The following is a 25,177-nucleotide window of genomic DNA, read 5'->3' on the forward strand; positions in this document are numbered from 1 at the left end:
CTTAATGGCGGGTTTTTTTATGTCTGAATAATAAGACTGACGTTATTTTCTGTTGTCGTGCTGAATCGCCGTCAGCGAGCCTACAGACAACGCTTCTTTATAATGCTTACGGCAGACCGAAACATAGCGTTCATTGCCGCCTATCACCACCTGCTCGCCATCTGCATAAGGTTTCCCGGACTGGTCGAGACGAAGCACCATGCTCGCTTTACGACCGCAGAAGCAGATCGTTTTCAATTCGACAAGTTTATCCGACCAGGCGAGCAAATACTGGCTCCCGTCAAAAAGCTCCCCGCGGAAATCCGTACGCAGGCCGTAACAGAGCACGGGGATATCAAGCTCATCGACTACCTCTGACAGGGCATGGACCTGTTCACGCGTCAGAAACTGGCTCTCATCGACCAGTACGCAGTGAATGGGCTGTGCCGCATGTTCTGCACGAATGTCTTCAAACAGATCGGTTTTCGGGTTAAACAGCCTGGCAGGCGACGAGAGCCCTATTCTGGAGCTCACCTTCCCTGCGCCAAAGCGATCGTCAATTTCAGCCGTATAAACAACGGTACGCATCCCGCGTTCCTGGTAATTGTACGAGGATTGCAGCAGCGCGGTGGATTTCCCGGCATTCATTGCCGAATAGTAGAAATAAAGTTGTGCCATTGGCCGTAAAACCCTAATCAATGTGTAATATTCCCGATGAGTCATTGTACCATATTTTGTCCGGTCATCAGCGATGCAGCGCACAGAGGATGCGGTTCAGTGCCGCGTTCAGTACCTTCTGTTTATGAAAATAACCCGTTAAAACATGAAGTAAACCCATTCAGCCACGCCAATATGTTATAAGTTAAGCCAAACATAACACTTCTTTTTATAGTGGAATCCCGACCCTTTAAAATTCACTATTTATTAACTATTTCAGGCTTAACACCAGGGGTGAGAACTAATACAAAAGGCTGATATTTCTCCGCCGCAACTATAATTCCTGCGGGAAATGTCACAAAAAAAAGACGCAATCGACCGGGTTAAGCAGGTTCCGGTGATAACAACCGAGACAGCTGGGTGGTGGAATTTAAGTTAGCGTAATTAATAATAGCGGCATTATTTAGTATTTTTTGAATTCCTTACATTCCTGGCTATTGCACATCTGAATTTATGGCTCTATTATTAGGTCAACAAACCACCCCCCATTATAAGTTTGAGATTACTACAATGAGCGAAGCACTTAAAATTCTGAACAACATCCGTACTCTTCGTGCGCAGGCAAGAGAATGCACCCTCGAAACGCTTGAAGAAATGCTGGAAAAATTAGAAGTTGTAGTTAATGAACGTCGCGAAGAAGAAAGCGCTGCTGCGGCTGAAATCGAAGAACGTACTCGTAAACTGCAGCAATATCGTGAAATGCTGATTGCTGATGGTATCGATCCAAATGAATTGCTGAACAGCATGGCTGCCGCTAAAACCGGTACTAAAGCTAAGCGTGCTGCCCGTCCTGCTAAATATAGCTACGTTGATGAGAACGGCGAAACTAAAACCTGGACTGGCCAGGGTCGTACTCCTGCAGTTATCAAGAAAGCGATGGATGAGCAGGGTAAACAGCTGGACGACTTCCTGATCAAGGATTAATCGAGCCTCATTCAGAAAAATCCCGCATATTGCGGGATTTTTTTTAACCTAAATTTGTCACATACATCTTCTTACACTCTGTCATAAAGCATTATTTAGCAATTTCATCGACTGTACTTTCAGACAGGTTTTCGGGAGTGTTATGGGCATAAAAAAACCGGTGGGCAGCGCCTCACCGGTTTCGAACATTTACAACCGTGGCTTATTTCTTAATACCTACGCTCTCTTTGAGCCAGGTTTTAAATTCTTCGCCAAGGGTATTGTGGCGGATACCATATTCAACAAACGCCTGCATATAACCGAGCTTATTACCGCAGTCATGGCTCTTACCTTTCATATGGTAGGCCTCAACAGTCTCTTTCTCGATCAGCATATCGATGGCATCCGTCAGCTGGATCTCATCACCCGCTCCTGGAGGCGTTTTAGCCAGCAGAGGCCAGATTTCAGCACTCAGGACATAGCGACCTACAACAGCAAGGTTTGAAGGCGCGACATCGGCTTTAGGCTTCTCTACGACGCCCACCATTGGCACACTCTCACCCGGCTCCAGGTTAACGCCTTTGCAGTCAACCACACCGTATGCCGTTACGTCTTCAACAGGCTCAACCATAATCTGGCTGCTGCCGGTTTCGTCGAAACGTTTGATCATTTCTGCCAGGTTATCCTGAGAAAGATCGGATTCGTATTCATCCAGAATAACGTCAGGCAGAATTACCGCTACAGGCTCATCACCCACGACAGGGTGCGCGCACATAACAGCGTGGCCCAGACCTTTAGCCAGCCCCTGACGAACCTGCATAATGGTGACGTGTGGAGGACAAATAGACTGAACTTCTTCTAACAGCTGACGCTTAACACGCTTTTCCAGCATGGCTTCAAGTTCAAAGCTTGTATCGAAATGGTTTTCGATAGAGTTTTTAGATGAATGCGTAACCAGCACAATTTCAGTGATGCCGGCTGCGATACATTCATTCACGACATACTGGATTAATGGCTTATCAACCAGAGGCAGCATCTCTTTAGGAATCGCCTTAGTTGCTGGTAACATCCTGGTCCCCAATCCCGCTACCGGGATAACGGCCTTTCTGACTTTCGAATTTAGGGCAGCCATTCAAATTCTCCTGAGCTGTTCAAGTTTTGAACTTTTATGCAATAAATAACGCGTTGAGTATATCAGCCTCACCCCGCAGTCCGGGTCTGAAAAGAACGCGTTGCCGATCAATTAGGATAAATACGCATGAAACCGGGCAGCGATAGTAGCACTCCCCGTAAAACACAGGTAAAGCAATCTTAAAATGACGATCCAATTGCTTATTCCGTGGACAACATTAAGCGTAACCGTCCCCCGGCACCCCAAATTTGGCACTGCCACGAGGAACAGCGGTGGCTAATTTGATTAAGATACGCCGTTCCCAACGTCCCAAGCGGTACACCGTTACTCACCTGAATATGGTGTTCACCGGTATTCAGTGATGCATTGAGACCGGCTGAAACGAGGATCAGATTTTTTAAACCGCTATGGTAATAGCCAACCAATAGCGGGAACTGTCCAGGCAGATTGGCCTGACGAAAAAGCTGGTTTACCTGTTTGAGTAAACTGCCTAACTCAGGCAACCGTTGCCCCTGATGGGATAACTGTTCCTGCAACAAGCCATTAAATAGCGCACGAAGAAGTAACGCCGCTAATACACCGTTATCCCCCGCCCGGGTGACGTCCAGAGAATAAAACGCAAGGTCGGAATCTGACAGTGGCGCAATATCCAGCACCAGTCCTGGCTGGTCAGCGGCCACCAGCTGCCGATAATTTACGCGACAGTGTGAAATAGTTTGCTGGACGGGCGGCTGGAGTTCTTGCAACAGTTTCGCCGCGGCAGGCGGATTACTCACCAGAGCGTCCCAGTCCTGGAAAAGACGCTCCTCTTCCTCTACCCGGGAATTAAACATATTCGGATAAAGGCACGCCAGGACCGTTTCTCGCAGCCGGTGCAAATCCTTGACCGGCTTAAGCAGAATATCCTGTACCCCAAGACGTAATGCTTTTGCGATGTCCGCCATGTTCTCGGTGGCAGAGATCACAAGAATTGGCGTCTGATTGCCTTCGTTACGCAGATGTTCAACCAGCTTCAGTCCATTCATACGCGGCATCGCAATGTCGCAAATCATCAAATCGGGCGTAATGCTGATCATTTTTTCCAGGGCGTCGATGCCATCTTCAGCCAGTGACGTCATTGCGCCCAGCGAGGATAACCACGAATCCAGTAGCGATCGGAAAACGGGCTCGTCTTCAACAATCAAAATGTGTTTTCCGGCCAATGGCTGCGTCATGGTTCCTCCCCTGGCTGACAGTAACTAAATAGTGGCATGCGATCGGCACTATCGCCTGTCAGATTTTGCTGAAGTAGTCAAAAAAAGGTGCTTAACGTGCGGTCTGCACAAAAGGCAACAATTCGTCCATTTTCTTTTCGACGGCTAACGAGCCCGCTGCGATGGCGGCCTCAGCCCGATGGAAATCAAGGGTAGAGATTTGCGGACAGTACGGCTGAATAAGAATATCCGGAGGATCGCCTGCCATACGGTTACGTTTAAGGCGGTTCTCGAGAACCTGAATTGACGTGGTCATGATTTCAATCGCCGTCGGCGCGGCAACCGAACGACGCGCGGCCAGACGCCCGATTCTTCCGCGCAGGCGTTCATGCCAGGCCAGTTTCTCGCCCTCAGCATCTTCGCTCTGGAGATTGACCGGCATGAGATCCTGTTGCATCAGGTGGGCATCGTGCTGCAAGTCGACGGCAATCACAATGTCCGCCCCCATAGCACGCGTCAGAGAGATCGGAACCGGGTTAACGACGCCACCATCGACAAGCCAGTAACCGTTGTGTGGGACAGGCGCCATGAGTCCCGGCATACTGCAGGAGGCACGGACGGCAAGATGGATATCGCCTTCGGTGAGCCAGAGCTCGCGTCCTGTGCTGAGGTTTGTCGCGACGGCGCCGAAAGGCATCTGACAATCAGTGAAGTCTTCGAGAGGCATGACCTGGCGGAACTGGTTAAAGACGCGTTCGCCGCGCAGCAGTCCCCCACGCTGCCAGGAGAGGTCCATCAGACGCAGCACGTCCCAGTAGCTGAAGGAGCGCACCCATGTCTCGAGCTCCGGAAGCTTCCCGCACGCGTAAGCGGAGCCGACAAGCGATCCGATTGAACACCCTGCAACAATATCGACGGTAATGCCCATCTGATTTAAGGCATTAATCACGCCGATGTGCGACCATCCCCGGGCGGCACCTGAACCCAGCGCCAGCCCAATTTTAACCTTTCTCATTAGTCCTGTTTTACTTCCCCTGGATTCCTGACATAGCGTCAACGCAACGCCTCAGTTAACATAGTGCTACCCGAAGCGTTTAACGCCTTTATATTTTGTTCCAGGAAGAGAATCGTGTCTCAACTCTGCCCTTGTGGTAGCGCTCTGGAGTATAGCCTATGTTGCCAGCGATATCTTTCTGGCGATCAGGTTGCACCAGACCCGTCACACCTTATGCGTTCACGGTACACTGCTTTTGTGATCAAAGACGCAGACTATCTGATTAAAACCTGGCATCCATCCTGCCGCGCAGCCGATTTCAAACAGGACATCGAAGCCGGGTTTGCGAACACGCAGTGGCTCGGCCTCACCGTCTATGGATCCTCGCCAGGCAGTCATGTGGATGAAGGTTACGTCACCTTTGTTGCCCGTTTTACCGAGAATAATAAACCGGGTGCCATTATCGAGCGTTCCCGGTTCTTAAAGGAAAGCGGGCAATGGTATTATATTGACGGAACGCGCCCACAGTTTGGTCGTAACGATCCCTGCCCGTGTGGTTCAGGTAAAAAATTTAAAAAGTGTTGCGGGCAGTAATGCCTGACAACCCAGACTTCGCAAATACAAACAGGATTTCCCGGCGATGCAATCATTACAACGTAAAGTTCTGCGCACCATCTGTCCCGATCAAAAAGGGCTGATCGCACGAATTACCAACATTTGCTACAAACATGAACTGAATATCGTGCAGAACAACGAGTTCGTTGACCACCGTACCGGCCGCTTCTTCATGCGTACCGAACTGGAAGGTATTTTCAACGACACCACGCTGCTGGCCGATCTGGACAGCGCGCTTCCGGAAGGCTCCGTGCGCGAATTGACCCCTGCGGGTCGACGCCGCATCGTGATCCTGGTGACCAAAGAAGCACATTGCCTGGGTGATCTGCTGATGAAGGCCAACTACGGCGGTCTGGACGTTGAAATTGCTGCCGTGATTGGCAACCACGAGACGCTGCGTACGCTGGTCGAGCGCTTTGATATTCCGTTCGAGCTGGTCAGCCATGAAGGTCATACCCGTGAAGAACACGACGATTTGATGGCGCAGGCCATTGAAGCGCATAACCCGGACTACGTAGTGCTGGCGAAATACATGCGCGTGTTAACGCCATCTTTCGTGGCGCGTTTCCCGAACAAGATCATCAACATTCATCACTCGTTCCTGCCGGCCTTTATTGGCGCGCGTCCATACCACCAGGCCTACGAGCGCGGCGTGAAGATCATCGGCGCGACCGCACACTACGTGAATGACAACCTGGACGAAGGTCCCATCATCATGCAGGACGTGATTCATGTAGATCACACATACACCGCAGAGGACATGATGCGCGCAGGCCGTGACGTTGAGAAGAATGTGTTAAGCCGCGCGCTGTATCAGGTGCTGGCTCAGCGAGTCTTCGTTTACGGTAACAGAACCATCATTCTTTAATCTTTCGGAAAATGAATTGATTAGCTTTGCGCCTTTACGGATAAAAAGCAGGCAAACAACTTCGTTTCCCTAAAGGAATGCTTTACAGGGGCGTCTCATTTGATATGATGCGCCCCGCTTCCAGCAGGAAGCAGGCCAGTAAAAAGCATTACCCCGTGGTGGGGTTCCCGAGCGGCCAAAGGGAGCAGACTGTAAATCTGCCGTCATCGACTTCGAAGGTTCGAATCCTTCCCCCACCACCATCTCTCAGCACGACCTCAAAATTTGAATTACCCCTGGTGGGGTTCCCGAGCGGCCAAAGGGAGCAGACTGTAAATCTGCCGTCATCGACTTCGAAGGTTCGAATCCTTCCCCCACCACCATCACTTTTAAACGACTCCAAACCTTCTGTTCGCACCGGGCATCATACATTTCCGTAACGGGGAAGGATGAGAAGCTAAAAAAACCAAGTCCGCCTTTGTAGGCCGGGTAAGGCGCAGCCGCCACCCGGCGAAAAATGGCTACATCGGCGGCAAACGACGCCTGACAGGCGAACTCTTCACAATCGACGTATTACACTGAGCATGCTCTGCCAGACCGTCCAGCAGCGCATCCAGCTGCTCTATCGATCGCACCACCAGCCTAATCACAAAGCAATCTTCCCCGGTCACTTTGTCGCTCTCAATACACTCCGGCATCGCCTGAATGTACTTATCCACTTTATGCAACAGACCCGGTAAGGGGCGAACCCGTACCAGCACCTGCAGCGTATACCCCAGCGCCGCCAGATTCACCCGCGCACCATAACCCTGGATCACACCGCGCTCTTCCAGCCTCTTCAGGCGTTCTGCCGTGCTGGGGGACGTCAGACCGATGCGGCCGCTGAGCACCTTCAACGACATGCGCGCATCCTCAACCAGACAGGCTAAAATTTGTCGGTCGATATCATCGATAAGGCATTCCATTCTTTTCACCTAATTTTAAAAAGTCATTTACCTTTTCAACCTTATATCACACCTGTAAAACCCGACAGCGATTTTCGACAATAGCGTCATTAATCAGGAGGTGGATGATGCGTGATTTACATAAAGGCGTCTGGCAAATGAGCCTGGCGATGTTAATTTCCGGCTCTATCGGCGCGTTTGTTTTGCTCTCCGGTCTGCCGGTGACGGAAGTGGTGTTCTGGCGCTGTCTTATCGGGGCTATGGCGCTTTTTATTTTTATCCGGGTCAGTCAAAAGCCCTTTAGTCCCCTCACCCGCACCACGCTGCTGCTGGCTATTCTCGGCGGCGTGGCGCTCGTGGTGAACTGGCTGCTACTCTTCGCAGCCTATGAGCGGATCTCGATTGGCCTTTCGACCGTGGTGTATAACACCCAGCCGTTTATGCTGGTCTTGATGGGGATGTTTTTAGGGGAACGCGTCAGCCTGGTGAAATGGGGCTGGTTGTTCCTCGCCTTTGGCGGCGTGGTGATACTGCTCTCCAGCGAGCTGACCGGCGCGCATGGCGGTGAATGGCTCGCCGGAATCGGTCTGGCCATGGCCGCGGCCTTCTTCTACGCGCTAACGGCCATGATTGCCCGCAAGCTGAAATCCATCGCACCGCAGCATATGGCCTTTATCCAGGTACTGACGGGCGTCGTGATGCTTTTGCCATTTGCCAGCCTGCCGTCATTTTCCGGTGATTTCCCGTGGCCGATCCTGCTCACGCTGGGCATTGTCCATACCGGCATTATGTACCAGTTGCTCTACAGCGCGCTTCAGAAGCTGCCGACGCCCATTACCGGCTCCCTGTCGTTTATCTATCCGGTGGTAGCAATTGTGGTTGATAATCTGCTGTTCGGACATGCGCTGAGCCTGACGCAGCTGGCGGGTGGCGCGCTTATCCTGTTTGCTGCCGCGGGTAACAACCTGGGCTGGGGCAAAAAAAAACCCCGCGAGTGCGGGGTTGGTATCAAAACGGCAAATTAGCGACGGGCGCGTACTATCTGGTATTTGCGCGTCAGGTACTCCACCGGCGCGCTCCAGATATGCACCAGGCGGGAGAACGGGAACAGCACAAACAGCGTCATCCCCAGCACCAGGTGAACACGGAAGATAAACGCTACGCCGTCCAGGTGCGCAGACGCTCCGCCGTGGAAGGTCACCACGGACTGCGCCCAGCCCACCAGCTTCATCATTTCACTGCCGTCCATATGCTGCGCCGAGAACGGAATGGTCAACAGACCCAGCGCGCACTGCACCATCAGCAGGGAGAGGATCAGGATGTCCGCAGCGGTCGTGGTAGCACGCACGCGTGGGCTGAACAGACGACGTTTCAGCAGCAGCAGGCCACCGACTAACGTCATCACCCCGCAGGCACCGCCGGCGATCATCGCCATCTTCTGCTTCACCTCAATCGGTAGCCACGCTTCATACATCCAGTGCGGCGTCAGCATCCCGAGGAAGTGACCGGCAAAAATGCCCAGAATACCGATGTGGAACAGGTTAGAGCCCACATGCATCCCTTTGCGATCCAGCATCTGGCTGGAGGCGGCACGCCAGGTGTACTGACCGTAGTCATAACGCAGCCAGCTTCCCACCAGGAACACGGTGCCCGCGATATACGGGTAAATGTCAAAGAAGAACATATTCAGGAAGTGCATTAGTGCCGTCCTCCGTTAGAGATATTCAAATATTGCGGGGCCACGGCACCGGCAAAACGACGCTGATGCGCTGAGATTTCAGATTCCCCGCAGTTCTGGTCAGCGAAGAATTTCACCTGCTCTTCTTCCCATACCGCATCCAGCGCCTGTGGCGTATCGTCACGGGCTTCATCGGCGATTTTCTCCGCCACTTTTTCACTGTCGACCGCGGCGTTGGCCAGCTTCACCAGCAGATCGAACAGCACCGCATAGCGGCTCTCACGCTGCTGAAGGCGCGCGCCGAGCAGCGCCAGGATCGGCGCGATGTCCTGCAGACCACCCAATGCCTCCTCTTTCGGCAACTGCGCCAGATACTCCAGATAGAGCGGCAGATGGTCCGGCAGCTCGCGGCTGTCGAGCTGCAGGCCGTGCTGTTCGTACTGGGCCATCAGATCCACCATCGCCTGACCGCGGTCGCGAGATTCACCGTGAACGTGTTCAAACAACAGCAGGGACGTTGCACGTCCACGGTCAAACAGCTGGCTGTAGTCCGCCTGCACGTCCAGAAGGTCGCGCGCTAACAGGTCACGTAGGAAAACGCCAAGCTTCTGGGCATCCTCTTTATTCAGGTTTTCTGAAGACGCGAGCGCGTCAAAGAGTTCCTGCTGATGCTGCGCTAGCGCCGCATCCGGGTACTCAAGCAGTCGAGAAATAATGACAAGTTCAATCATGAGTGCGGCTCCGTTTTACTGGTCACATCCATGGCGTCGATGCGGCGGCTGTTGAACAGGTTGAATTTGCTGTCTGACCCGTGGCAACCGTCGCCAAAGCTAAAGCCACAGCCGTTTTTCTCCGGGAAGGCTTCGCGGGCCAGCTCACGGTGGCTGCTCGGCACCACGAAGCGGTCTTCGTAGTTGGCAATCGCCAGATAGCGGTACATCTCCTGCGCCTGCGCTTCGGTCAGACCAACCTCTTCCAGCGCGCGGGTATCGGTCACGCCGTCCACGGTTTCGGCACGCTTGAAGTGGCGCATCGCCAGCATTCGTTTCAGCGCCAGCAGGACCGGTTGGGTATCCCCTGCGGTCAGCAGGTTTGCCAGGTACTGCACCGGAATGCGCAGGCTCTCCACGTCCGGCAGAATGCCGTTGCTGCCCAGCTCGCCCGCGTCAGCGGCAGACTGAATCGGCGACAGCGGTGGCACGTACCAGACCATCGGCAGCGTGCGGTATTCCGGATGCAGCGGCAGGGCCAGCTTCCAGTCCATCGCCATCTTGTACACCGGCGACTGCTGCGCGGCGTCAATCACGCTCTGCGGAATGCCGTCCTTCAGTGCCTGCTCAATGATCTTCGGATCGTTCGGATCGAGGAACACGTCCAGCTGACGCTGATACAGATCTTTCTCGTTCTCGGTGCTCGCTGCGTTTTCAATCGCGTCCGCGTCGTACAACAGCACGCCGAGGTAGCGAATACGGCCTACGCAGCTTTCGGAACAGACGGTCGGCATACCGGCTTCGATACGCGGGTAGCAGAAGATGCACTTCTCAGACTTGCCGCTCTTCCAGTTGAAGTAGATCTTTTTGTACGGGCAGCCGGTGATGCACATACGCCAGCCGCGGCACTTGTCCTGGTCGATCAGCACGATGCCATCTTCTTCACGCTTGTAGATGGCGCCGCTCGGGCAGGTCGCCACGCACGCCGGGTTAAGGCAGTGCTCACACAGGCGCGGCAGATACATCATGAAGGTGTTTTCGAACTGGCCGTACATCGCCTTTTGCATGTTCTCGAAGTTCTGGTCTTTGGCGCGTTTCTCGAACTCGCCGCCCAGAATCTCTTCCCAGTTTGGACCGCTGGTAATTTTATCCATGCGCTGACCGGTGATCAGCGAGCGAGGACGGGCGATCGGCTGGTGTTTGCCTTCCGGCGCGTTGTGCAGGTTCTGGTAGTCGTAATCAAACGGCTCGTAGTAATCATCGATGCCCGGCAGATGCGGGTTAGCGAAGATTTTTCCCAGCAACATCGCACGGTTACCCATGCGCGGCTGCAGCTTGCCGTTGATTTTGCGGATCCAGCCGCCCTTCCACTTCTCCTGGTTTTCCCAGTCGGTCGGGAAGCCGGTGCCCGGCTTGCTTTCCACGTTGTTGAACCAGGCGTATTCCATACCTTCACGGCTGGTCCAGACGTTTTTACAGGTGACCGAGCAGGTATGGCAGCCGATGCATTTATCCAGATTCAGCACCATGCCGACTTGTGAACGAATTTTCATTTTACGCTCTCCTGTACCTGGTCATTACCTTCGCCGTCTAACCAGTTAATATTCTTCATCTTACGTACCACCACGAACTCATCGCGGTTCGATCCTACGGTGCCGTAGTAGTTAAAGCCGTAGGCCAGCTGCGCATAGCCACCGATCATGTGGGTCGGCTTCGGCGTAATGCGGGTCACGGAGTTGTGGATCCCGCCGCGCTGCTCGGTGATCTCTGACCCCGGCAGGTTAACGATACGTTCCTGCGCGTGGTACATCATGGTCATCCCGGCCGGTACGCGCTGGCTCACCACCGCACGCGCCGTCAGGGCGCCGTTGCTGTTGAACACTTCGATCCAGTCGTTATCTTCAATACCCAGATCTTTGGCATCCGTTTCGCTCATCCAGACAATCGGACCGCCGCGCGACAGGGTCAGCATCAGCAGGTTGTCGCTGTAGGTAGAGTGGATCCCCCACTTCTGGTGCGGCGTCAGGAAGTTCAGCGCCTTCTCCGGGTTACCGTTCGATTTCGCGCCCATCACCGCTTTCACGGAGCGGGTGTCGATTGGCGGACGGTACACCAGCAGGCTTTCACCGAAGTCGCGCATCCACTGGTGATCCTGATACAGCGACTGGCGGCCGGACAGGGTGCGCCATGGGATCAGCTCGTGAACGTTGGTGTAGCCCGCGTTATAGGACACATGCTCGTCTTCCAGACCTGACCAGGTCGGGCTGGAGATAATCTTGCGCGGCTGGGCCTGAATATCGCGGAAGCGGATTTTCTCTTCCTCTTTATTCGTCGCCAGGTGCGTATGGTCACGACCGGTGAACTCGCTCAGCGCTGCCCAGGCCTTCACCGCCACGTGGCCGTTGGTTTCCGGCGCCAGGGTCAGGATCATCTCTGCGGCATCAATCGCTGTGTTGAGCATTGGCTGGCCTTTCGCTGGACCGTCCGCTTTGGTGTAGTTGAGCTTGCGCAGCAGGTCCATTTCGCTCTGGGTGTTCCAGGCGATCCCTTTCCCGCCGTTACCGATTTTCTCCATCAGCGGGCCGATAGAGGTAAAGCGCTCGTACGTTGCCGGGTAGTCACGTTCAACCGGAATGATGTGCGGTGCGGTTACGCCCGGGATCAGGTCGCATTCGCCTTTTTTCCAGTCCTTAACGTCCAGCGGCTGCGCCAGTTCGGCGGCGGAGTCGTGCTGGATGGGCAGCGTCACCACGTCGGTCTCTTTGCCGAGGTGCCCCACGCAGACTTCGGAGAATGTCTTCGCGATGTCTTTGTAGATCTCCCAGTCGCTTTTCGATTCCCACGCCGGGTCAACGGCCGCAGACAGCGGATGAATAAACGGATGCATATCCGAGGTATTCATGTCGTCTTTTTCGTACCAGGTGGCGGTAGGCAGCACGATGTCGGAGTACAGACAGGTACTGGACAGGCGGAAGTCGAGGGTGACCACCAGATCCAGCTTGCCGTCGAGACCGTTGTCTTTCCACTCCACCTCTTCCGGCTTCACGCCGCCCTGCTTGCCGAGATCTTTACCCTGGATACCGTTTTCGGTACCAAGCAGGTATTTCAGCATGTACTCGTGGCCTTTACCGGACGAGCCCAGCAGGTTGGAGCGCCAGATGAACAGATTACGCGGGTGGTTTTTACCGTTCTCCGGCTGTTCCGCCGCGAAGCGGATTGAGCCATCCTTCAGCGATTTCACGGTGTAATCCACCGGTGACATGCCCGCCTGCTTTGCCGCTTCCGCGATGCGCAGCGGGTTAGTGCCCAACTGCGGCGCAGACGGCAGCCAGCCCATACGCTCGGCGCGCACGTTGAAGTCAATCAGATGGCCGCTGTAGCGGGATTTATCCGCCATCGGCGACAGCAGCTCCTGCGCGGTGACCGTCTCGTAGCGCCACTGGCTGGAGTGGTTATAGAAGTAAGAGGTGCTGTTCATGTGGCGTGCCGGGCGCTGCCAGTCGAGGGCAAACGCCAGCGGCTGCCAGCCGGTCTGCGGACGCAGTTTTTCCTGGCCCACGTAGTGTGCCCAGCCGCCGCCGCTCTGACCGACGCAGCCGCAGAAGATCAGCATGTTGATCAGGCCACGGTAGTTCATATCGAGGTGATACCAGTGGTTCAGACCCGCACCGACGATAATCATTGAACGACCATGGGTTTTGTCGGCATTTTCCGCGAACTCGCGGGCGATACGCACGATCTGCGCGCGTGGAACACCGGTGATCTGCTCTGCCCATGCCGGGGTGTAGGCTTTCACATCGTCATAGCCGGTGGCGCAGTTTTCATCGCCCAGGCCGCGTTCCAGGCCGTAGTTCGCCATGGTCAGGTCATAAACGGTGGTGACCAGCGCGGTAGTCCCGTCGGCCAGCTGCAGGCGTTTTACCGGCAGCTTGTGCATCAGTACGTTTTTCAGTTCAACCTTGTTGAAGTGCTCGGAACCTTCACCGCCGAAGTACGGGAAGCCCACCTCGGCGATCTCGTCCTGGCTACCCAGCATGCTCAGGCGCAGTTCCGTCTCTTCACCGGTCGTGCCGTTACGCTGCTCAAGGTTCCACTTGCCCTTCTCGCCCCAGCGGAAGCCGATAGAGCCGTTTGGCGCCACCAGATCGCCGTTGCTGTTATAGGCAACGGTTTTCCACTCTGGGTTATTTTCCTGGCCCAGCGCGTCCACCAGATCGGCGGCGCGCAGCGTACGGCCTGCTGCGTAGTACCCGTCACGCTCTTCCAGCATCACCAGCATCGGCATGTCGGTGTAGCGACGGACGTAGTCGGTGAAGTACTGGCTTGGTTTATCCAGATGGAACTCGCGCAGCATGACGTGCCCCATTGCCATCGCCATCGCCGCATCGGTACCCTGCTTCGGTGCCAGCCACAGATCGCACAGCTTGGCGATTTCGGCGTAGTCCGGGGTGACCGCCACGGTTTTGGTACCTTTGTAACGGACTTCGGTAAAGAAGTGTGCGTCCGGCGTACGGGTCTGCGGCACGTTAGAGCCCCAGGCGATGATGTAGCTGGAGTTGTACCAGTCCGCAGACTCCGGCACGTCGGTCTGCTCGCCCCAGGTCTGCGGAGACGCCGGCGGCAGGTCGCAGTACCAGTCGTAGAAGCTCAGGCAGGTACCGCCGATTAAGGAGAGATAGCGCGCGCCGGAAGCGTAAGAGACCATCGACATCGCCGGGATCGGCGAGAAGCCCGCCACGCGGTCAGGACCGTAGGTTTTCACGGTGTAGACGTTGGAGGCGGCAATCAGCTCGTTCACCTCTTTCCAGGAGGAACGCACAAAGCCGCCGCGGCCGCGAGCCTGCTTGAAGCTTTTTGCTTTATCCGCGTCTTCAATGATAGAGGCCCAGGCATCCACCGGATCGCTGTGCTGCACTTTCGCTTCACGCCACATTTTCATCAGGCGCTTGCGCATCAGGGGGTATTTCAGACGGTTCGCGCTGTAGAGATACCAGGAGTAGCTGGCGCCACGCGGGCAGCCGCGCGGTTCGTGGTTCGGCATATCCGGGCGGGTGCGCGGATAGTCGGTCTGCTGCATTTCCCAGGTCACCAGACCGTTTTTAACGAAAATCTTCCAGCTACATGAGCCGGTGCAGTTCACGCCGTGGGTCGAACGGACGACTTTGTCATGCTGCCAGCGCTGGCGGTAACCGTCTTCCCAGTCCCGGTTGGTATCCAGAACCTGGCCGTGCCCATCGGCAAACGTTTCGCCCTTCTGCTTGAAGTAGCGAAACCGGTCCAAAAATTTGCTCATCGGGTATCTCCTGTATGGAGCCTGTGGCTCTCTAAATCGACATTGCTGATTTGCAGCGAAGGTAACGCCCTGAAAGAGGGGGAGAATTGATAACGATCAAGACGACGAGGGACTTTCAGGCGAGGAGTTACACCGAATACCACCAAAGCGGTATCATTTAAAATTTCACATCTATATGAAATATATCGTTTTTTTTGATTTATCGTACAAACCGCCAGGCAAAATCTAACCTCACAGGTATTAAGGGGTAGAGCGCCCTGTAAAGCGATGGCGATCACAGTGCTGCCTGCGGATTTCCTCTGCATGGCAACCAGTATGTTGTAACTATTTTGACGCCAAAAAAAACGCGGCCCGAAGGCCGCGTAAACGGATAATCATACTTACTTATTTTTCTTGGTATTACGGCCATATACCAGCCACGTAATCACGACGCAGGCGATATAGAAGACGAGGAAGACTTTCATGGCACCGGCCGGAGAGCCGGTCAGGTCCAGAGAGATACCGAACGCTTTCGGGATAAAGAAGCCGCCAATCGCGCCGATGGCGGAGATAAAGCCCAGCGCCGCAGCCGTATCCGTCGCCGCTTCGCGCATAGCCTGTTCTTCGCTGCCGCCCTGCGCTTTTACGCGGTCCATGGTCAGCTTACGGAAGATCACGGAGATCATCTGGAAGGTGGACGCGCTCCCCAGCCCGGCCGTCAGGAACAGCACCATAAACACGCCGAAGAAGGCGATGAAGTTACCGCCCTGTCCGTCGGCCGGCAGCGTGAGGAACAGCAACGCACAGAATACCGCCATCACGACGAAGTTAACCAGCGTCACGCGGGTACCGCCCAGACGGTCAGACACCATGCCGCCCAGCGAGCGAGCAAGGGCGCCAATAAATGGACCGAAGAAGGCGAATTGCAGGATCTGCACGTCCGGGAACTGCGTTTTCGACAGCATCGCGAAGCCCGCCGAGAAGCCGATAAACGAACCGAAGGTCGCCAGATACAGCAGCGCCATCACCCAGAGGTGTCCACGCTTCAGCACCGGCAGCTGTTCGCTCAGCGACGCCTTCGACGCGGACAGGTCATTCATAAAGAACCAGGCTGCGAGGGTGAAGACCACGAGGAACGGTACCCAGATCCAGGCTGCGTTTTGCAGATAGAGGGAAGAACCGTCCGCCTGCTCAACGCCACCGCCGCCAAAGGCTGCAAAAATGGAGACCGAGATCGCCAGGGGAGCGATCAGCTGCATCACGCTCACGCCCATATTGCCCAGACCGCCGTTAATCCCCAGCGCGCCGCCCTGCTTCGCTTTCGGGAAGAAGAAGCTGATGTTGGCCATACTGGAGGCGAAGTTCGCCCCGGCAAAACCGCACAGCAGGGAGATAATCACGAACACGCTGAACGGCGTTGAGGTATCCTGCACCGCGAAGCCCAGCCACACGCAGGGGATAATCATGATGCCCGTACTGAATGCCGTCCAGCGACGGCCGCCAAAGACCGGCACCATAAACGCGTAAGGGACGCGCAGCAGCGCGCCTGACAGCGACGGCAGCGCGGTCAGCATAAACAGCTGATCGGTCGTGAACGTAAAGCCGACTTTAGGCAGGTTTACTGCCACCGCGCTAAACAACATCCATACGCAAAACGCTAATAACAAACACGGCACGGAAATCCACAGATTTCGGCTTGCTACACGATGGCCGCGCTGTTGCCAGAACGCCGGATCCTCTGGACGCCAGTCAGTAATAACGGCACCATTTTCCCTTTCGGGAGCGGATGAGTGACTCATAGACACCTCTGATTCTCGAATGATGCTGCAAACATTAGGGTTTTAGGGCGGCGGTAAGTTGATATAAATCAAAGGAAAAGTGGGAGGATTTGCGGCGCAAAAAAAGGTGTTATCCTTAGTGAGTAGGCTAATTCGGTAAAAAAGACGTGGTTTTTCACGGCACTGACGATTCCCTGCAACGCCCACCTCTTGCCCACTACTCCGTTGGCAATTTAGGGGTAATCCTTTATTGGTATGGGTATACTCCAGGGTATGCACCAGAATAGCGCCATTCCTGCAAGCAGGCCACGTCAGGAGCACGCCCACTCAATGTTAAAAAGATGCTTATCTCCGCTAACGCTCGTGAATCAGCTCGCCCTGATTGTTTTGCTGTCCACCGCCATCGGCGTGACCGGCATGGCAATCTCCGGCTGGCTGGTACAAGGGGTACAGGGTAATGCGCATGCCATCAACGAGGCAGGCTCACTACGCATGCAGAGTTATCGCCTGCTGGCGGCGGTTCCCCTGACGCAAGACGATCGGCCTTTAATCGATGAAATGGAGCGCACGGCGTTCAGCCCCGAGCTGGAAAATGCCGCCATCCGCGCTGGCCAGCAGTCCCAGCTTAAGGCCCTTCAGGGGTACTGGCACACCCAGCTGCAGCCCGGCCTGAAGCAGGCGCGCAGTACAGAAGCCGTTGCCCAGGACGTGGCGGGATTTGTCTCCCGCATTGATGCGCTGGTCTCCGCTTTTGACCAGACGACCGAATTACGCATTGACCGGGTGGTGATGGTACACCGGGCCATGGCGCTGTTTATGGGCCTGCTGCTGATCTTCACCATCGTCTGGCTCCGCGCGCGGCTGTTAAATCCCTGGAAACAGCTGCTGGCAATGGCCCGCGCGGTGACCGCACGCGATTTTACCCAGCGCACGCACATCAGCGGGCGCAACGAGATGGCCATGCTCGGCCAGGCACTCAATACCATGTCGGCAGAGCTCTCCGAGAGCTACGCGGTGCTGGAACAGCGCGTTCAGGAAAAAACGGCCGGGCTGGAGCAGAAAAACGAGATCCTCTCCTTCCTCTGGCAGGCCAACCGTCGGCTGCACATGCAGGTGCCGCTGTGTGAGCGCCTTTCGCCGGTGCTGAACGGCCTGCAAAATCTGACCCTGCTGCGCGACCTGGAGCTGCGGGTCTACGATGTGGAAGACGAAGAGAACCACCAGGAATTTACCTGTCAGTCCGATATGTCCTGTGATGACAAAGGCTGCCATCTTTGCCCTCGCGGCCTGCCGCCGCTGACCTCCGGCGGCACGACCCTGAAGTGGCGCCTGACGGACAGCCACACCCAGTACGGCATTCTGCTGGCCACCCTGCCAACCGGACGCCACCTGAGCCACGACCAGCAGCAGCTGGTGGATACGCTGGTTGAACAGCTGACGGCCACGCTGGCGCTCGACAGGCATCAGGAAAAACAGCAGCAGCTTATCGTCATGGAAGAGCGCGCGACCATCGCCCGCGAGCTGCACGATTCCATCGCCCAGTCGCTCTCTTGTATGAAAATGCAGGTGAGCTGCCTGCAGATGCAGGATGCGGAGATGCCCGAAAGCAACAAGCAGCTGCTCAGCCAGATCCGCAACGAGCTAAACACCTCCTGGGTGCAGCTGCGCGAGCTGCTGACCACCTTCCGCCTGCAGCTGACCGAGCCGGGCCTGCGCCCGGCGCTGGAATCCAGCTGTCACGAATTTAGCGCCCGAATGGGGTTCCCGGTGAAGCTGGATTATCAACTGCCGCCGCGGTTTGTCCCCTCCCATCAGGCCATCCATCTACTGCAGATCGCCCGCGAAGCGCTGAGCAACGTGCTTAAACACGCTGAAGCAACGGCGGTCACGGTCACCGTCAGCCAGCACGACAATCAGGTGAAACTGACGGTTCACGATAACGGCCGCGGCGTGCCGGAAAATGCCGAACGCACTAACCACTATGGTTTAATCATTATGCGAGACCGCGCTCAAAGCCTGCGCGGTGATTGCCAGGTTCGCCGGAGAGAAACGGGCGGCACGGAAGTTGTCGTCACCTTTATTCCCGAGAAACCGCTCACAACTGCTCAAGGAGAAACCCATGACTAATCAGGAACCGGCATCCATCCTGTTGATCGACGACCATCCGATGCTGCGTACTGGCGTGAAACAGCTGGTCAGCATGGCACCCGATATCACCGTGGTGGGCGAAGCCAGTAACGGTGAACAGGGCATTGAGCTTGCCGAATCCCTCGATCCCGATCTGATCCTGCTCGATCTGAATATGCCGGGCATGAACGGTCTGGAGACCCTCGACAAGCTGCGGGAAAAATCGCTTTCCGGCCGCATCGTCGTCTTTAGCGTGTCGAACCATGAAGAGGACGTGGTCACGGCGCTGAAGCGCGGTGCGGATGGCTATCTGCTGAAAGACATGGAGCCGGAAGATCTGCTTAAGGCGCTGCAGCAGGCGGCGGCGGGCGAGATGGTGCTCAGCGAAGCCTTAACGCCGGTCCTGGCCGCCAGCCTGCGTGCCAACCGCGCCACCTCTGACCGTGACGTCAGCCAGTTAACTCCGCGCGAGCGCGACATTCTCAAACTGATTGCCCAGGGCCTGCCGAACAAAATGATCGCCCGCCGTCTGGATATCACTGAAAGCACGGTGAAAGTGCACGTGAAGCATATGCTGAAGAAAATGAAGTTAAAATCTCGCGTTGAAGCCGCCGTGTGGGTGCATCAGGAACGCATTTTTTAAGAATTACTCCTCCGGCAGCAGCTTCCAGCGCGGATCGTCGTCAGGCAGTGCGACCAGCGGCTGCACCACGGCCAGCGTGATCTCATTGGACGAGACGCGCTGGCCTTTCTCATCTTCCACCACCGCCGACAGGTGCCAGCGGTTTGTCGCCCCTTCCCGATCATCCCAGGCAGGGATAATCACGCTCCAGCCGTCGCTGCTGTTGCTTTTCGCCGGCGACGTCAGGCTCAGTGCCTGCGTATCGCCCTGCCAGTGGATCTGACGGATGCCGTGCGTGCTGCGAACCTGCAGCTTCAGCATAACGGTCTCGCCCCCTTTCAGATCCCACGGCGGCGTGGCCAGCCAGACGGATAGCGTTTTACGCTGGCGGAACTCCATCACCGGCAGGCTGGTGCGCTCAGGTGAGTCGTAGCGGCTGCCGCGCAGGGAGCGCGTGGCGGCGACCTCATCGGCGGATAGCTGCTTTGCCAGCGGCACGCCAAAGCGATAGTTGAGCTTCAGTCCGAGGTTATTCTGGCTCTCGCCGCTTTCGCCCTGCTTGTGCCCGGCGGTCAACGTCACCAGCGGAACGGGGGTATAGTTAAGCCCCAGATTGACCGCAACCGGGTTGTGGTAGCCGGTGCCGCTGTTGAACAGGTCGACGTTATCGCCAAAATATTGCTCAAAGCTGACGCTGGTATTCAGATGATGGAACCACGGCAGCCAGGCTTTAGCGGTCACGTCATATCCGCGCGCCATGCGCTGCTCCTGAACGTCAGATCGCGCGCGCCATCCGGCAAAGGGCTGATAATAGTTCGCTGACAGGCGCAGATTTTCCCCCCACGCTTCCGCCCCCAGCCCGGCACGCTGCAGGTTTTCATCCAGAAGATTATCATAAAAGGTGTTGTAGCCCAGCAGCCACTTCCCGGCGACCCAGCGCTGACCGATTCCGGCATTGCTGACCAGGCCATCCGTCTGCTGCGTCAGGCCAAGCTGGCTCCAGCTCAGGTAGCGGTTAGTATCATTCCACGGGATAAACCAACTCCCGCTGCTGCCGTTAAATTTGCCGTCGTTATCCACCAGCAGGTTCACGCTGGCGTTTCCCCAGGGCGACAGCCAGGACTCAATCTGCTGGTTCACTTCCCCGCTTACCGCGTCGCGCACCTGACCAAAGGCAAACTGACGCGCCTGCTCGCCGGTCGTCAGGCCATTGTCGGTCATGCTGGCTTCACCAAAGGCTTTCGCCATTTCGGCCAGGTGTTTTTCCCCTTCGCCGGTGGGCGCCGCCATGCCGAGATCGGGCAGACTGTCCCCGTTATTATCAAAGGGGTGCTGCGCCTGATGCATAAAGGAATTCGGCGCACCGTGAACGGCTCCGGCCGACAGAAGGGAGAGTAATAGCAGAGAACGAATGCGAGACGATACAGCCATCAACGTCGGGATTTGCGCCTGAGTTTTGTAAAAGACGCTCTTACCTTAACGCTATTAAGAAAGAATTGCAGCCTTACGGGAAATTTCAGGAATATCCTGAAGTTTATTGACGGCTGCAGGCAGCGTAAACTAGGTAAACCCTATATTATTCGTGCCTTTATAAGAACAGGAGTCAACATGCAGAAGATTGTGATCGTCGCCAACGGTGCGGCCTACGGGAGTGAATCGCTTTTTAACAGCCTGCGCCTGGCCATTGCGCTGCGCGAAAAAGAGAGCGACCTGGCGTTACGACTCTTTTTAATGTCGGACGCGGTCACCGCCGGGCTGAAGGGACAAAAACCGGCCGATGGCTATAACATTCAGCAGATGCTGGAGATCCTGACTGCGCAAAACGTGCCGGTGAAGCTGTGCAAAACCTGCACCGACGGGCGCGGTATCACCGGGCTGCCGCTGATTGATGGCGTAGAAATTGGCACGCTGGATGAACTGGCCGAGTGGACGCTGTCCGCTGATAAAGTATTAACTTTTTAATAATAAACCCGTAAAAATATTATTTTCTTATGGACGCGGTTTCAGCATCAAGTTTACCTGCGGGGTTGCCGATAGGCATGGAAACAACACAGCAGGTATTTCACTTATGTTCAGATCGATTCGTGCACGCATCATCGCGGCGACGGCAGGCTGTCTGGTCGTCGCCCTTCTCCTCAATACCGTTATTAACTTCCAGGTCACACGCCAGGATAACCAGCAGTCACAGCGCGATATCCTGACCAGCACCAGCGCCAGCCATAACATGGCGATTGCCGACTGGGTCAAAAGCAAGATGACGGTGATTGCCTCTGCCCAGACCGTTGCGCTGAGTGACGATCCGGTTCCGGTATTTAAACAGCTTGCGCAGGCGGGTGGATTCACCAACGTTTATGTAGGCTACGCCAGCAAAACGGCGAAATTCTCTGAGCCTGCGGGCGTACCTGCGGATTATGACCCGACCATTCGCCCGTGGTATCAGCAGGTGGTCAGCACGGACGGCCCGGTCGTCACCGCGCCCTACGTTGATGCGGGTACCGGTAAACTGGTGGTGACTTTCGCCGTGCCGGTGAAAGAGAATGGCGCCCTGAAAGCGGTGGTGGCGGGCGATGTGGCCATGGACAGCGTGGTGGCGAACGTGCGCGGGATCCATCCAACTCCTTCCAGCAGCGGCTTGCTTCTGAACAGTGACGGCAGCGTGATAGCGGCTAACGATCCGGCGCTGACGCTTAAACCGTTTGCTGAGACCATCAAAGGCATCGATTTTGCTGCGCTGAAAAGCGGTAACCTTGTCGACGGTACGCTTAACGACGTCGAAAAAACCTTCGTGGCGACAGCCGTGCCGGGCACAAACTGGCTGCTGGTCGTCGCCCTCGACAACGGTGACGCCACCTCCGGTATGCGTTCCCTGCTTAAGGCATCGGCGATTTCGCTGGTGATCCTGGCGCTGCTGAGCGCGGCCATTGTTCACCTCCTGATTGCCCGTCTGCTGAAGCGCCTGTCTGACATTCGCGACGCGATGCACAACATTGCCAACGGGACTAACGATCTGTCGCAGCGTCTGCCGGACAGCGGCGAGGACGAGGTGGCGCAGATTGCCCAGGCCTTTAACGCCTTCAGCGATAAGCTGTCGGTGGTGATGGTGCAGCTCCGTGATGCCAGTGAGTCGGTGAAAAACGCCGCCCAGGAGATTGCGGCGGGTAACCAGGATCTCTCCGGACGTACCGAGCAGGCAGCATCCAGCCTGCGCGAGACGGCCAGCGCCGTGGAGCAGATCACCGCCTCCGTGACCCAGTCGAACGAGTCGGCGGCAGAAGCGAACGACCAGGCGAGCAAGGCCTCTGCGGCCGCTGCGCGCGGCGGCGAAGTGGTATCCCAGGCGATCAGTACCATGCAGTCCATCGAAGTCGCGTCGGCTAAAATTGGCGACATCACCAGCGTGATTGACGGTATCGCGTTCCAGACCAACATTCTGGCGCTGAATGCCTCCGTCGAGGCGGCCCGTGCCGGGGAGCAGGGGCGCGGGTTTGCCGTGGTAGCAGGCGAAGTGCGTAACCTGGCGAGCCGTAGCGCCCAGGCGGCGAAAGAGATCAAATCGCTGATCGATTCCACCACCGACAGCGTGGCCACCGGCTCCCGCTACGTGCATCTGGCCGGGGAAAGCATGGACGAGATCCGCTCCAGCATCGGCAGCGTCTCCGGCATCATGCGCGAAATATCCATCGCCACCAGCGAGCAGATGAAAGGCATTCACGAGATCAACCACGCGGTGACCCATCTCGACCGCATGGTCCAGCAGAACGCCGAGCTGGTGGTGCAATCCGCCGCCGCTGCGGGCGCCCTGCAGAGCCAGGCGGGCGACCTTGCTGAAACCGCCGGCCATTTCCGCATTTAATTTTCTCTCGGCGCGCGTTTAGCGGGTAAAACGCGCGCCAGCGGAAATTTTGAGGGATTTTGTCATTTTTGTTTAATCGTTATGCCATTTTTTGATCAAAATCAGCATCTCACCCCCTCCCCTTTGGTGTTATGCCATGAGTGAATTGTGAACAACATCACGCTCGGATATGGCAGCAGGGAGAGCGTTGTTTAAGACTACGGGGTAAAAAATGGCACTGGTAAAAACAAGTTTGAAGCTGTTTGGCGGGGATACGGTTGTGGTGCGTTGCTCAGAGCGCTGTCGTATTCATCTCATGAGTGCGAAAGCACAAAAACAATCCCAGGCGGATATTCTGACCGTGCAGGACGATAAGGCCTGGCTTACCGTGCCATATACCGGCACGTGGGATGTGCTGATCGACAGCCACAGCCAGTCGCTGGAGCATTCCGTCAGTTACGTAGCAGCATAACGTCAAACGCCCAGCAAGCCGGGCGTATTTTCAGGCAAAACCCGGTCGCAGCGTGCCGTTGAGCGGGTTCCCTTCCAGCAGCGCCTTCACCTTCGCCACCAGCTCATTCAGACACTCGTCCTGCATGCCGAGGCGGGTCAACTCCTGATCGAGGGAGAAGAGATACTGCGCGTTGGTACCCAGCGGTCCGCTGGCGGCAGCAATCAACGGGGCAATGACCTGCGTGCGGGTGTCCGCTTCATACAGTGGATGGCGCGGGTCCATGATAAACACCAGCGCATTGACGGTGCGACCGTCGTCCAGCTCCAGCTTGCACCAGCTCGGCATATAGCAGCCGGTGATCATCTCACGCTTCCAGAGCAGCGTAAGCTCCTCTTCCAGCGTTGCATCCGGGAGGCGATAAGCCACGCCCGTGGTGCGCCCGCCCTCTTTCAGTGCAAGCATACGTCCGGGCTGGCACGCGCTGCCGCGTCCGGCCGTCAGACGCAGGCAAAATGCGCGGTGCCAGCCAGGCAGCGTTCCCGTTGCCGATTCGACAAATTCCAGAGCCGGGTTCCACATCAGGGAGCCGTAGCCAAAAATCCATACCGGGCCATCATCCGGGCGGCAGGCAAGCGTGGCAGCAAGTGACGCCGCACGTTGTTCAGCTGACCAGAGAAGCGATTCCTCAATAGCACCAAATGCCGTCTTACAATCTGCCTTCATTAAGAAATCACGCGTTAACACTTTCCACCTCCGCCACTGCATGCTTCCTTGCGACATCTGTAATTCGCCTTCCGGGCCTTAGGTGCTGGTCATTTTGCCAGCAGTTAAATAACGATAAGCAATTAGCGGACCAGTTGCAATACAACGGCAGTTCAACCGCCTGAAAAGTCAAAATGAAGGCAGCGAATTATTTCACGGCTATTTCTTTTTGTGCCATTTATCGTCGTCTCCTTTTTCATATTCATGTTTTACGGCGGCCCAGGCGACTTTGTGTGCCGTCTCTTCACGACTGGCATCATCCCGGCGATCCTCCTTATCTTTGTACTGATCCCAGGCACTGTTAAACGCCTCTTTGTAGATATCCTGCGCGTGAGCGGGCAGCACGTTTTGCACGTTATCGGGTAATTCGCGTTTCGTTTTATATGGCATCACTCACCTCTCTTTTGCTTAAAGAGATAAGTGTGGACGACGATATGCCAGCGTGCCACTTGGTCTTAATTTATGGATTAGCTTTATATCTAATTAATTGTTATTTAATAAATATTATGTGAAAACCGTCAATTACAGGAGTCAGACATTAAATTTATAACAAAGGGTAAAATTAAGTAAAAAATTAAGGGTATTTAACAGAGATCTGTTAATTTAATGCCCTCAAAA

The 25,177-nt window shown here is 55.7% G+C and carries 22 protein-coding genes and 2 tRNA genes; 11 read left to right on the top strand and 13 right to left on the bottom strand.

Annotated features, from left to right (window positions below):
- Positions 1 to 42: 42 nt before the first annotated feature.
- Complete coding sequence (tdk, locus tag ACMWJS_RS06265; RefSeq protein ID WP_414746805.1) at positions 43 to 657, bottom strand: thymidine kinase; 615 nt, start codon at positions 655 to 657, stop codon at positions 43 to 45.
- 549 nt (positions 658 to 1,206) lie between these two features.
- Here tdk and hns point away from each other — a divergent pair.
- Positions 1,207 to 1,620: a histone-like nucleoid-structuring protein H-NS gene (gene hns / locus ACMWJS_RS06270; protein ID WP_008502781.1), complete on the top strand. Its 414-nt coding sequence runs from the start codon at positions 1,207 to 1,209 to the stop codon at positions 1,618 to 1,620.
- A gap of 202 nt (positions 1,621 to 1,822) precedes the next feature.
- Here hns and galU read toward each other — a convergent pair whose 3' ends face one another.
- The 3 genes from galU to rssA form a co-directional block, all read right to left on the bottom strand.
- Complete coding sequence (gene galU, locus ACMWJS_RS06275) at positions 1,823 to 2,731, bottom strand: UTP--glucose-1-phosphate uridylyltransferase GalU (RefSeq protein WP_008502780.1); 909 nt, start codon at positions 2,729 to 2,731, stop codon at positions 1,823 to 1,825.
- Positions 2,732 to 2,931: 200 nt separating this feature from the next.
- Positions 2,932 to 3,945: a two-component system response regulator RssB gene (rssB, locus tag ACMWJS_RS06280; RefSeq protein ID WP_032647605.1), complete on the bottom strand. Its 1,014-nt coding sequence runs from the start codon at positions 3,943 to 3,945 to the stop codon at positions 2,932 to 2,934.
- A 91-nt stretch (positions 3,946 to 4,036) separates the two neighbouring features.
- The gene (gene rssA, locus ACMWJS_RS06285; protein WP_045908968.1) at positions 4,037 to 4,939 is read right to left on the bottom strand and encodes a patatin-like phospholipase RssA; all 903 of its coding nucleotides are present in this window, start codon (positions 4,937 to 4,939) and stop codon (positions 4,037 to 4,039) included.
- A 114-nt stretch (positions 4,940 to 5,053) separates the two neighbouring features.
- Here rssA and ACMWJS_RS06290 point away from each other — a divergent pair, with 114 nt between their 5' ends.
- The 4 genes from ACMWJS_RS06290 to ACMWJS_RS06305 all read left to right on the top strand — a co-directional run bounded on the left by ACMWJS_RS06290 (position 5,054) and on the right by ACMWJS_RS06305 (position 6,763).
- Positions 5,054 to 5,512: a YchJ family protein gene (locus tag ACMWJS_RS06290; RefSeq protein WP_414746806.1), complete on the top strand. Its 459-nt coding sequence runs from the start codon at positions 5,054 to 5,056 to the stop codon at positions 5,510 to 5,512.
- 46 nt (positions 5,513 to 5,558) lie between these two features.
- Positions 5,559 to 6,401, top strand: a complete 843-nt coding sequence (gene purU, locus ACMWJS_RS06295) for a formyltetrahydrofolate deformylase (protein WP_023312104.1) — start codon at positions 5,559 to 5,561, stop codon at positions 6,399 to 6,401.
- Between the two features lie 157 nt (positions 6,402 to 6,558).
- Positions 6,559 to 6,643 (top strand) — tRNA-Tyr (locus ACMWJS_RS06300).
- 35 nt (positions 6,644 to 6,678) lie between these two features.
- Positions 6,679 to 6,763: transfer RNA gene (locus ACMWJS_RS06305), tRNA-Tyr, on the top strand.
- Positions 6,764 to 6,901: 138 nt separating this feature from the next.
- Here the strand turns inward: ACMWJS_RS06305 and ACMWJS_RS06310 are convergent.
- Positions 6,902 to 7,345, bottom strand: a complete 444-nt coding sequence (locus ACMWJS_RS06310) for an Lrp/AsnC family transcriptional regulator (protein ID WP_334754993.1) — start codon at positions 7,343 to 7,345, stop codon at positions 6,902 to 6,904.
- A 107-nt stretch (positions 7,346 to 7,452) separates the two neighbouring features.
- On the opposite strand from ACMWJS_RS06310, the gene ACMWJS_RS06315 reads away from it, so the two are divergent.
- Entirely contained in the window at positions 7,453 to 8,349 is an 897-nt protein-coding gene (locus ACMWJS_RS06315) for a DMT family transporter (protein WP_414746807.1), read from the top strand.
- Here the strand turns inward: ACMWJS_RS06315 and narI are convergent.
- The 5 genes from narI to ACMWJS_RS06340 all read right to left on the bottom strand — a co-directional run bounded on the left by narI (position 8,346) and on the right by ACMWJS_RS06340 (position 16,783).
- Positions 8,346 to 9,023, bottom strand: coding sequence for a respiratory nitrate reductase subunit gamma (gene narI / locus ACMWJS_RS06320; protein ID WP_023312107.1), 678 nt, complete (start codon positions 9,021 to 9,023; stop codon positions 8,346 to 8,348). The two genes, ACMWJS_RS06315 and narI, sit on opposite strands and share 4 nt — an antisense overlap.
- Positions 9,023 to 9,733 carry a nitrate reductase molybdenum cofactor assembly chaperone gene (narJ, locus tag ACMWJS_RS06325; RefSeq protein ID WP_414746808.1) on the bottom strand — a complete coding sequence of 237 codons (711 nt, stop codon included), beginning with the start codon at positions 9,731 to 9,733 and terminating at the stop codon, positions 9,023 to 9,025. Before narJ ends, narI begins: the two co-directional genes overlap by 1 nt.
- Positions 9,730 to 11,265, bottom strand: a complete 1,536-nt coding sequence (gene narH, locus ACMWJS_RS06330; RefSeq protein WP_048029747.1) for a nitrate reductase subunit beta — start codon at positions 11,263 to 11,265, stop codon at positions 9,730 to 9,732. Before narH ends, narJ begins: the two co-directional genes overlap by 4 nt.
- The gene (locus ACMWJS_RS06335; RefSeq protein WP_262789646.1) at positions 11,262 to 15,005 is read right to left on the bottom strand and encodes a nitrate reductase subunit alpha; all 3,744 of its coding nucleotides are present in this window, start codon (positions 15,003 to 15,005) and stop codon (positions 11,262 to 11,264) included. Before ACMWJS_RS06335 ends, narH begins: the two co-directional genes overlap by 4 nt.
- A gap of 380 nt (positions 15,006 to 15,385) precedes the next feature.
- Positions 15,386 to 16,783, bottom strand: coding sequence for a NarK family nitrate/nitrite MFS transporter (locus tag ACMWJS_RS06340; protein ID WP_045908975.1), 1,398 nt, complete (start codon positions 16,781 to 16,783; stop codon positions 15,386 to 15,388).
- Positions 16,784 to 17,092: 309 nt separating this feature from the next.
- On the opposite strand from ACMWJS_RS06340, the gene narX reads away from it, so the two are divergent.
- Entirely contained in the window at positions 17,093 to 18,889 is a 1,797-nt protein-coding gene (narX, locus tag ACMWJS_RS06345) for a nitrate/nitrite two-component system sensor histidine kinase NarX (protein ID WP_414746809.1), read from the top strand.
- Entirely contained in the window at positions 18,882 to 19,532 is a 651-nt protein-coding gene (narL, locus tag ACMWJS_RS06350; RefSeq protein WP_008499531.1) for a two-component system response regulator NarL, read from the top strand. The genes narX and narL overlap by 8 nt, the downstream gene beginning before the upstream one ends.
- Positions 19,533 to 19,535: 3 nt before the next feature.
- On the opposite strand, the gene ACMWJS_RS06355 is transcribed toward narL, so the two are convergent.
- Positions 19,536 to 20,942, bottom strand: a complete 1,407-nt coding sequence (locus ACMWJS_RS06355) for a YchO/YchP family invasin (RefSeq protein ID WP_048029744.1) — start codon at positions 20,940 to 20,942, stop codon at positions 19,536 to 19,538.
- 177 nt (positions 20,943 to 21,119) lie between these two features.
- Here ACMWJS_RS06355 and ACMWJS_RS06360 point away from each other — a divergent pair, with 177 nt between their 5' ends.
- From ACMWJS_RS06360 to ACMWJS_RS06370, 3 genes are all read left to right on the top strand, one after another.
- Positions 21,120 to 21,473, top strand: coding sequence for a DsrE/DsrF/TusD sulfur relay family protein (locus tag ACMWJS_RS06360; protein ID WP_414746810.1), 354 nt, complete (start codon positions 21,120 to 21,122; stop codon positions 21,471 to 21,473).
- A 106-nt stretch (positions 21,474 to 21,579) separates the two neighbouring features.
- Positions 21,580 to 23,364: a methyl-accepting chemotaxis protein gene (locus ACMWJS_RS06365; RefSeq protein ID WP_008499521.1), complete on the top strand. Its 1,785-nt coding sequence runs from the start codon at positions 21,580 to 21,582 to the stop codon at positions 23,362 to 23,364.
- Positions 23,365 to 23,575: 211 nt separating this feature from the next.
- Positions 23,576 to 23,815 carry a DUF1883 domain-containing protein gene (locus ACMWJS_RS06370; RefSeq protein WP_013096243.1) on the top strand — a complete coding sequence of 80 codons (240 nt, stop codon included), beginning with the start codon at positions 23,576 to 23,578 and terminating at the stop codon, positions 23,813 to 23,815.
- A gap of 30 nt (positions 23,816 to 23,845) precedes the next feature.
- Here ACMWJS_RS06370 and ACMWJS_RS06375 read toward each other — a convergent pair whose 3' ends face one another.
- Both ACMWJS_RS06375 and chaB read right to left on the bottom strand, forming a co-directional pair.
- Positions 23,846 to 24,541 carry a gamma-glutamylcyclotransferase gene (locus tag ACMWJS_RS06375; RefSeq protein WP_048223647.1) on the bottom strand — a complete coding sequence of 232 codons (696 nt, stop codon included), beginning with the start codon at positions 24,539 to 24,541 and terminating at the stop codon, positions 23,846 to 23,848.
- 177 nt (positions 24,542 to 24,718) lie between these two features.
- Positions 24,719 to 24,949 carry a putative cation transport regulator ChaB gene (gene chaB / locus ACMWJS_RS06380; protein ID WP_045908986.1) on the bottom strand — a complete coding sequence of 77 codons (231 nt, stop codon included), beginning with the start codon at positions 24,947 to 24,949 and terminating at the stop codon, positions 24,719 to 24,721.
- Between the last annotated feature and the right edge of the window lie 228 nt (positions 24,950 to 25,177).

It is taken from the genome of Enterobacter sp. HK-058-C-ECC (assembly GCF_047531125.1).
GTDB lineage: Bacteria > Pseudomonadota > Gammaproteobacteria > Enterobacterales > Enterobacteriaceae > Enterobacter > Enterobacter quasiroggenkampii.

Coding starts and splice junctions, on each gene's coding strand:
- hns (WP_008502781.1), top strand. CDS start 1,207: ATGAGCGAAGCACTTAAAATTCTGAACAACATCCGTACTCTTCGTGCG.
- tdk (WP_414746805.1), bottom strand. CDS start 657: ATGGCACAACTTTATTTCTACTATTCGGCAATGAATGCCGGGAAATCC.
- narH (WP_048029747.1), bottom strand. CDS start 11,265: ATGAAAATTCGTTCACAAGTCGGCATGGTGCTGAATCTGGATAAATGC.
- chaB (WP_045908986.1), bottom strand. CDS start 24,949: ATGCCATATAAAACGAAACGCGAATTACCCGATAACGTGCAAAACGTG.
- ACMWJS_RS06315 (WP_414746807.1), top strand. CDS start 7,453: ATGCGTGATTTACATAAAGGCGTCTGGCAAATGAGCCTGGCGATGTTA.
- narL (WP_008499531.1), top strand. CDS start 18,882: ATGACTAATCAGGAACCGGCATCCATCCTGTTGATCGACGACCATCCG.
- ACMWJS_RS06370 (WP_013096243.1), top strand. CDS start 23,576: ATGGCACTGGTAAAAACAAGTTTGAAGCTGTTTGGCGGGGATACGGTT.
- narI (WP_023312107.1), bottom strand. CDS start 9,023: ATGCACTTCCTGAATATGTTCTTCTTTGACATTTACCCGTATATCGCG.
- ACMWJS_RS06365 (WP_008499521.1), top strand. CDS start 21,580: ATGTTCAGATCGATTCGTGCACGCATCATCGCGGCGACGGCAGGCTGT.
- ACMWJS_RS06310 (WP_334754993.1), bottom strand. CDS start 7,345: ATGGAATGCCTTATCGATGATATCGACCGACAAATTTTAGCCTGTCTG.
- ACMWJS_RS06360 (WP_414746810.1), top strand. CDS start 21,120: ATGCAGAAGATTGTGATCGTCGCCAACGGTGCGGCCTACGGGAGTGAA.
- galU (WP_008502780.1), bottom strand. CDS start 2,731: ATGGCTGCCCTAAATTCGAAAGTCAGAAAGGCCGTTATCCCGGTAGCG.
- rssB (WP_032647605.1), bottom strand. CDS start 3,945: ATGACGCAGCCATTGGCCGGAAAACACATTTTGATTGTTGAAGACGAG.
- narX (WP_414746809.1), top strand. CDS start 17,093: ATGTTAAAAAGATGCTTATCTCCGCTAACGCTCGTGAATCAGCTCGCC.
- ACMWJS_RS06335 (WP_262789646.1), bottom strand. CDS start 15,005: ATGAGCAAATTTTTGGACCGGTTTCGCTACTTCAAGCAGAAGGGCGAA.
- purU (WP_023312104.1), top strand. CDS start 5,559: ATGCAATCATTACAACGTAAAGTTCTGCGCACCATCTGTCCCGATCAA.
- ACMWJS_RS06340 (WP_045908975.1), bottom strand. CDS start 16,783: ATGAGTCACTCATCCGCTCCCGAAAGGGAAAATGGTGCCGTTATTACT.
- ACMWJS_RS06355 (WP_048029744.1), bottom strand. CDS start 20,942: ATGGCTGTATCGTCTCGCATTCGTTCTCTGCTATTACTCTCCCTTCTG.
- narJ (WP_414746808.1), bottom strand. CDS start 9,733: ATGATTGAACTTGTCATTATTTCTCGACTGCTTGAGTACCCGGATGCG.
- rssA (WP_045908968.1), bottom strand. CDS start 4,939: ATGAGAAAGGTTAAAATTGGGCTGGCGCTGGGTTCAGGTGCCGCCCGG.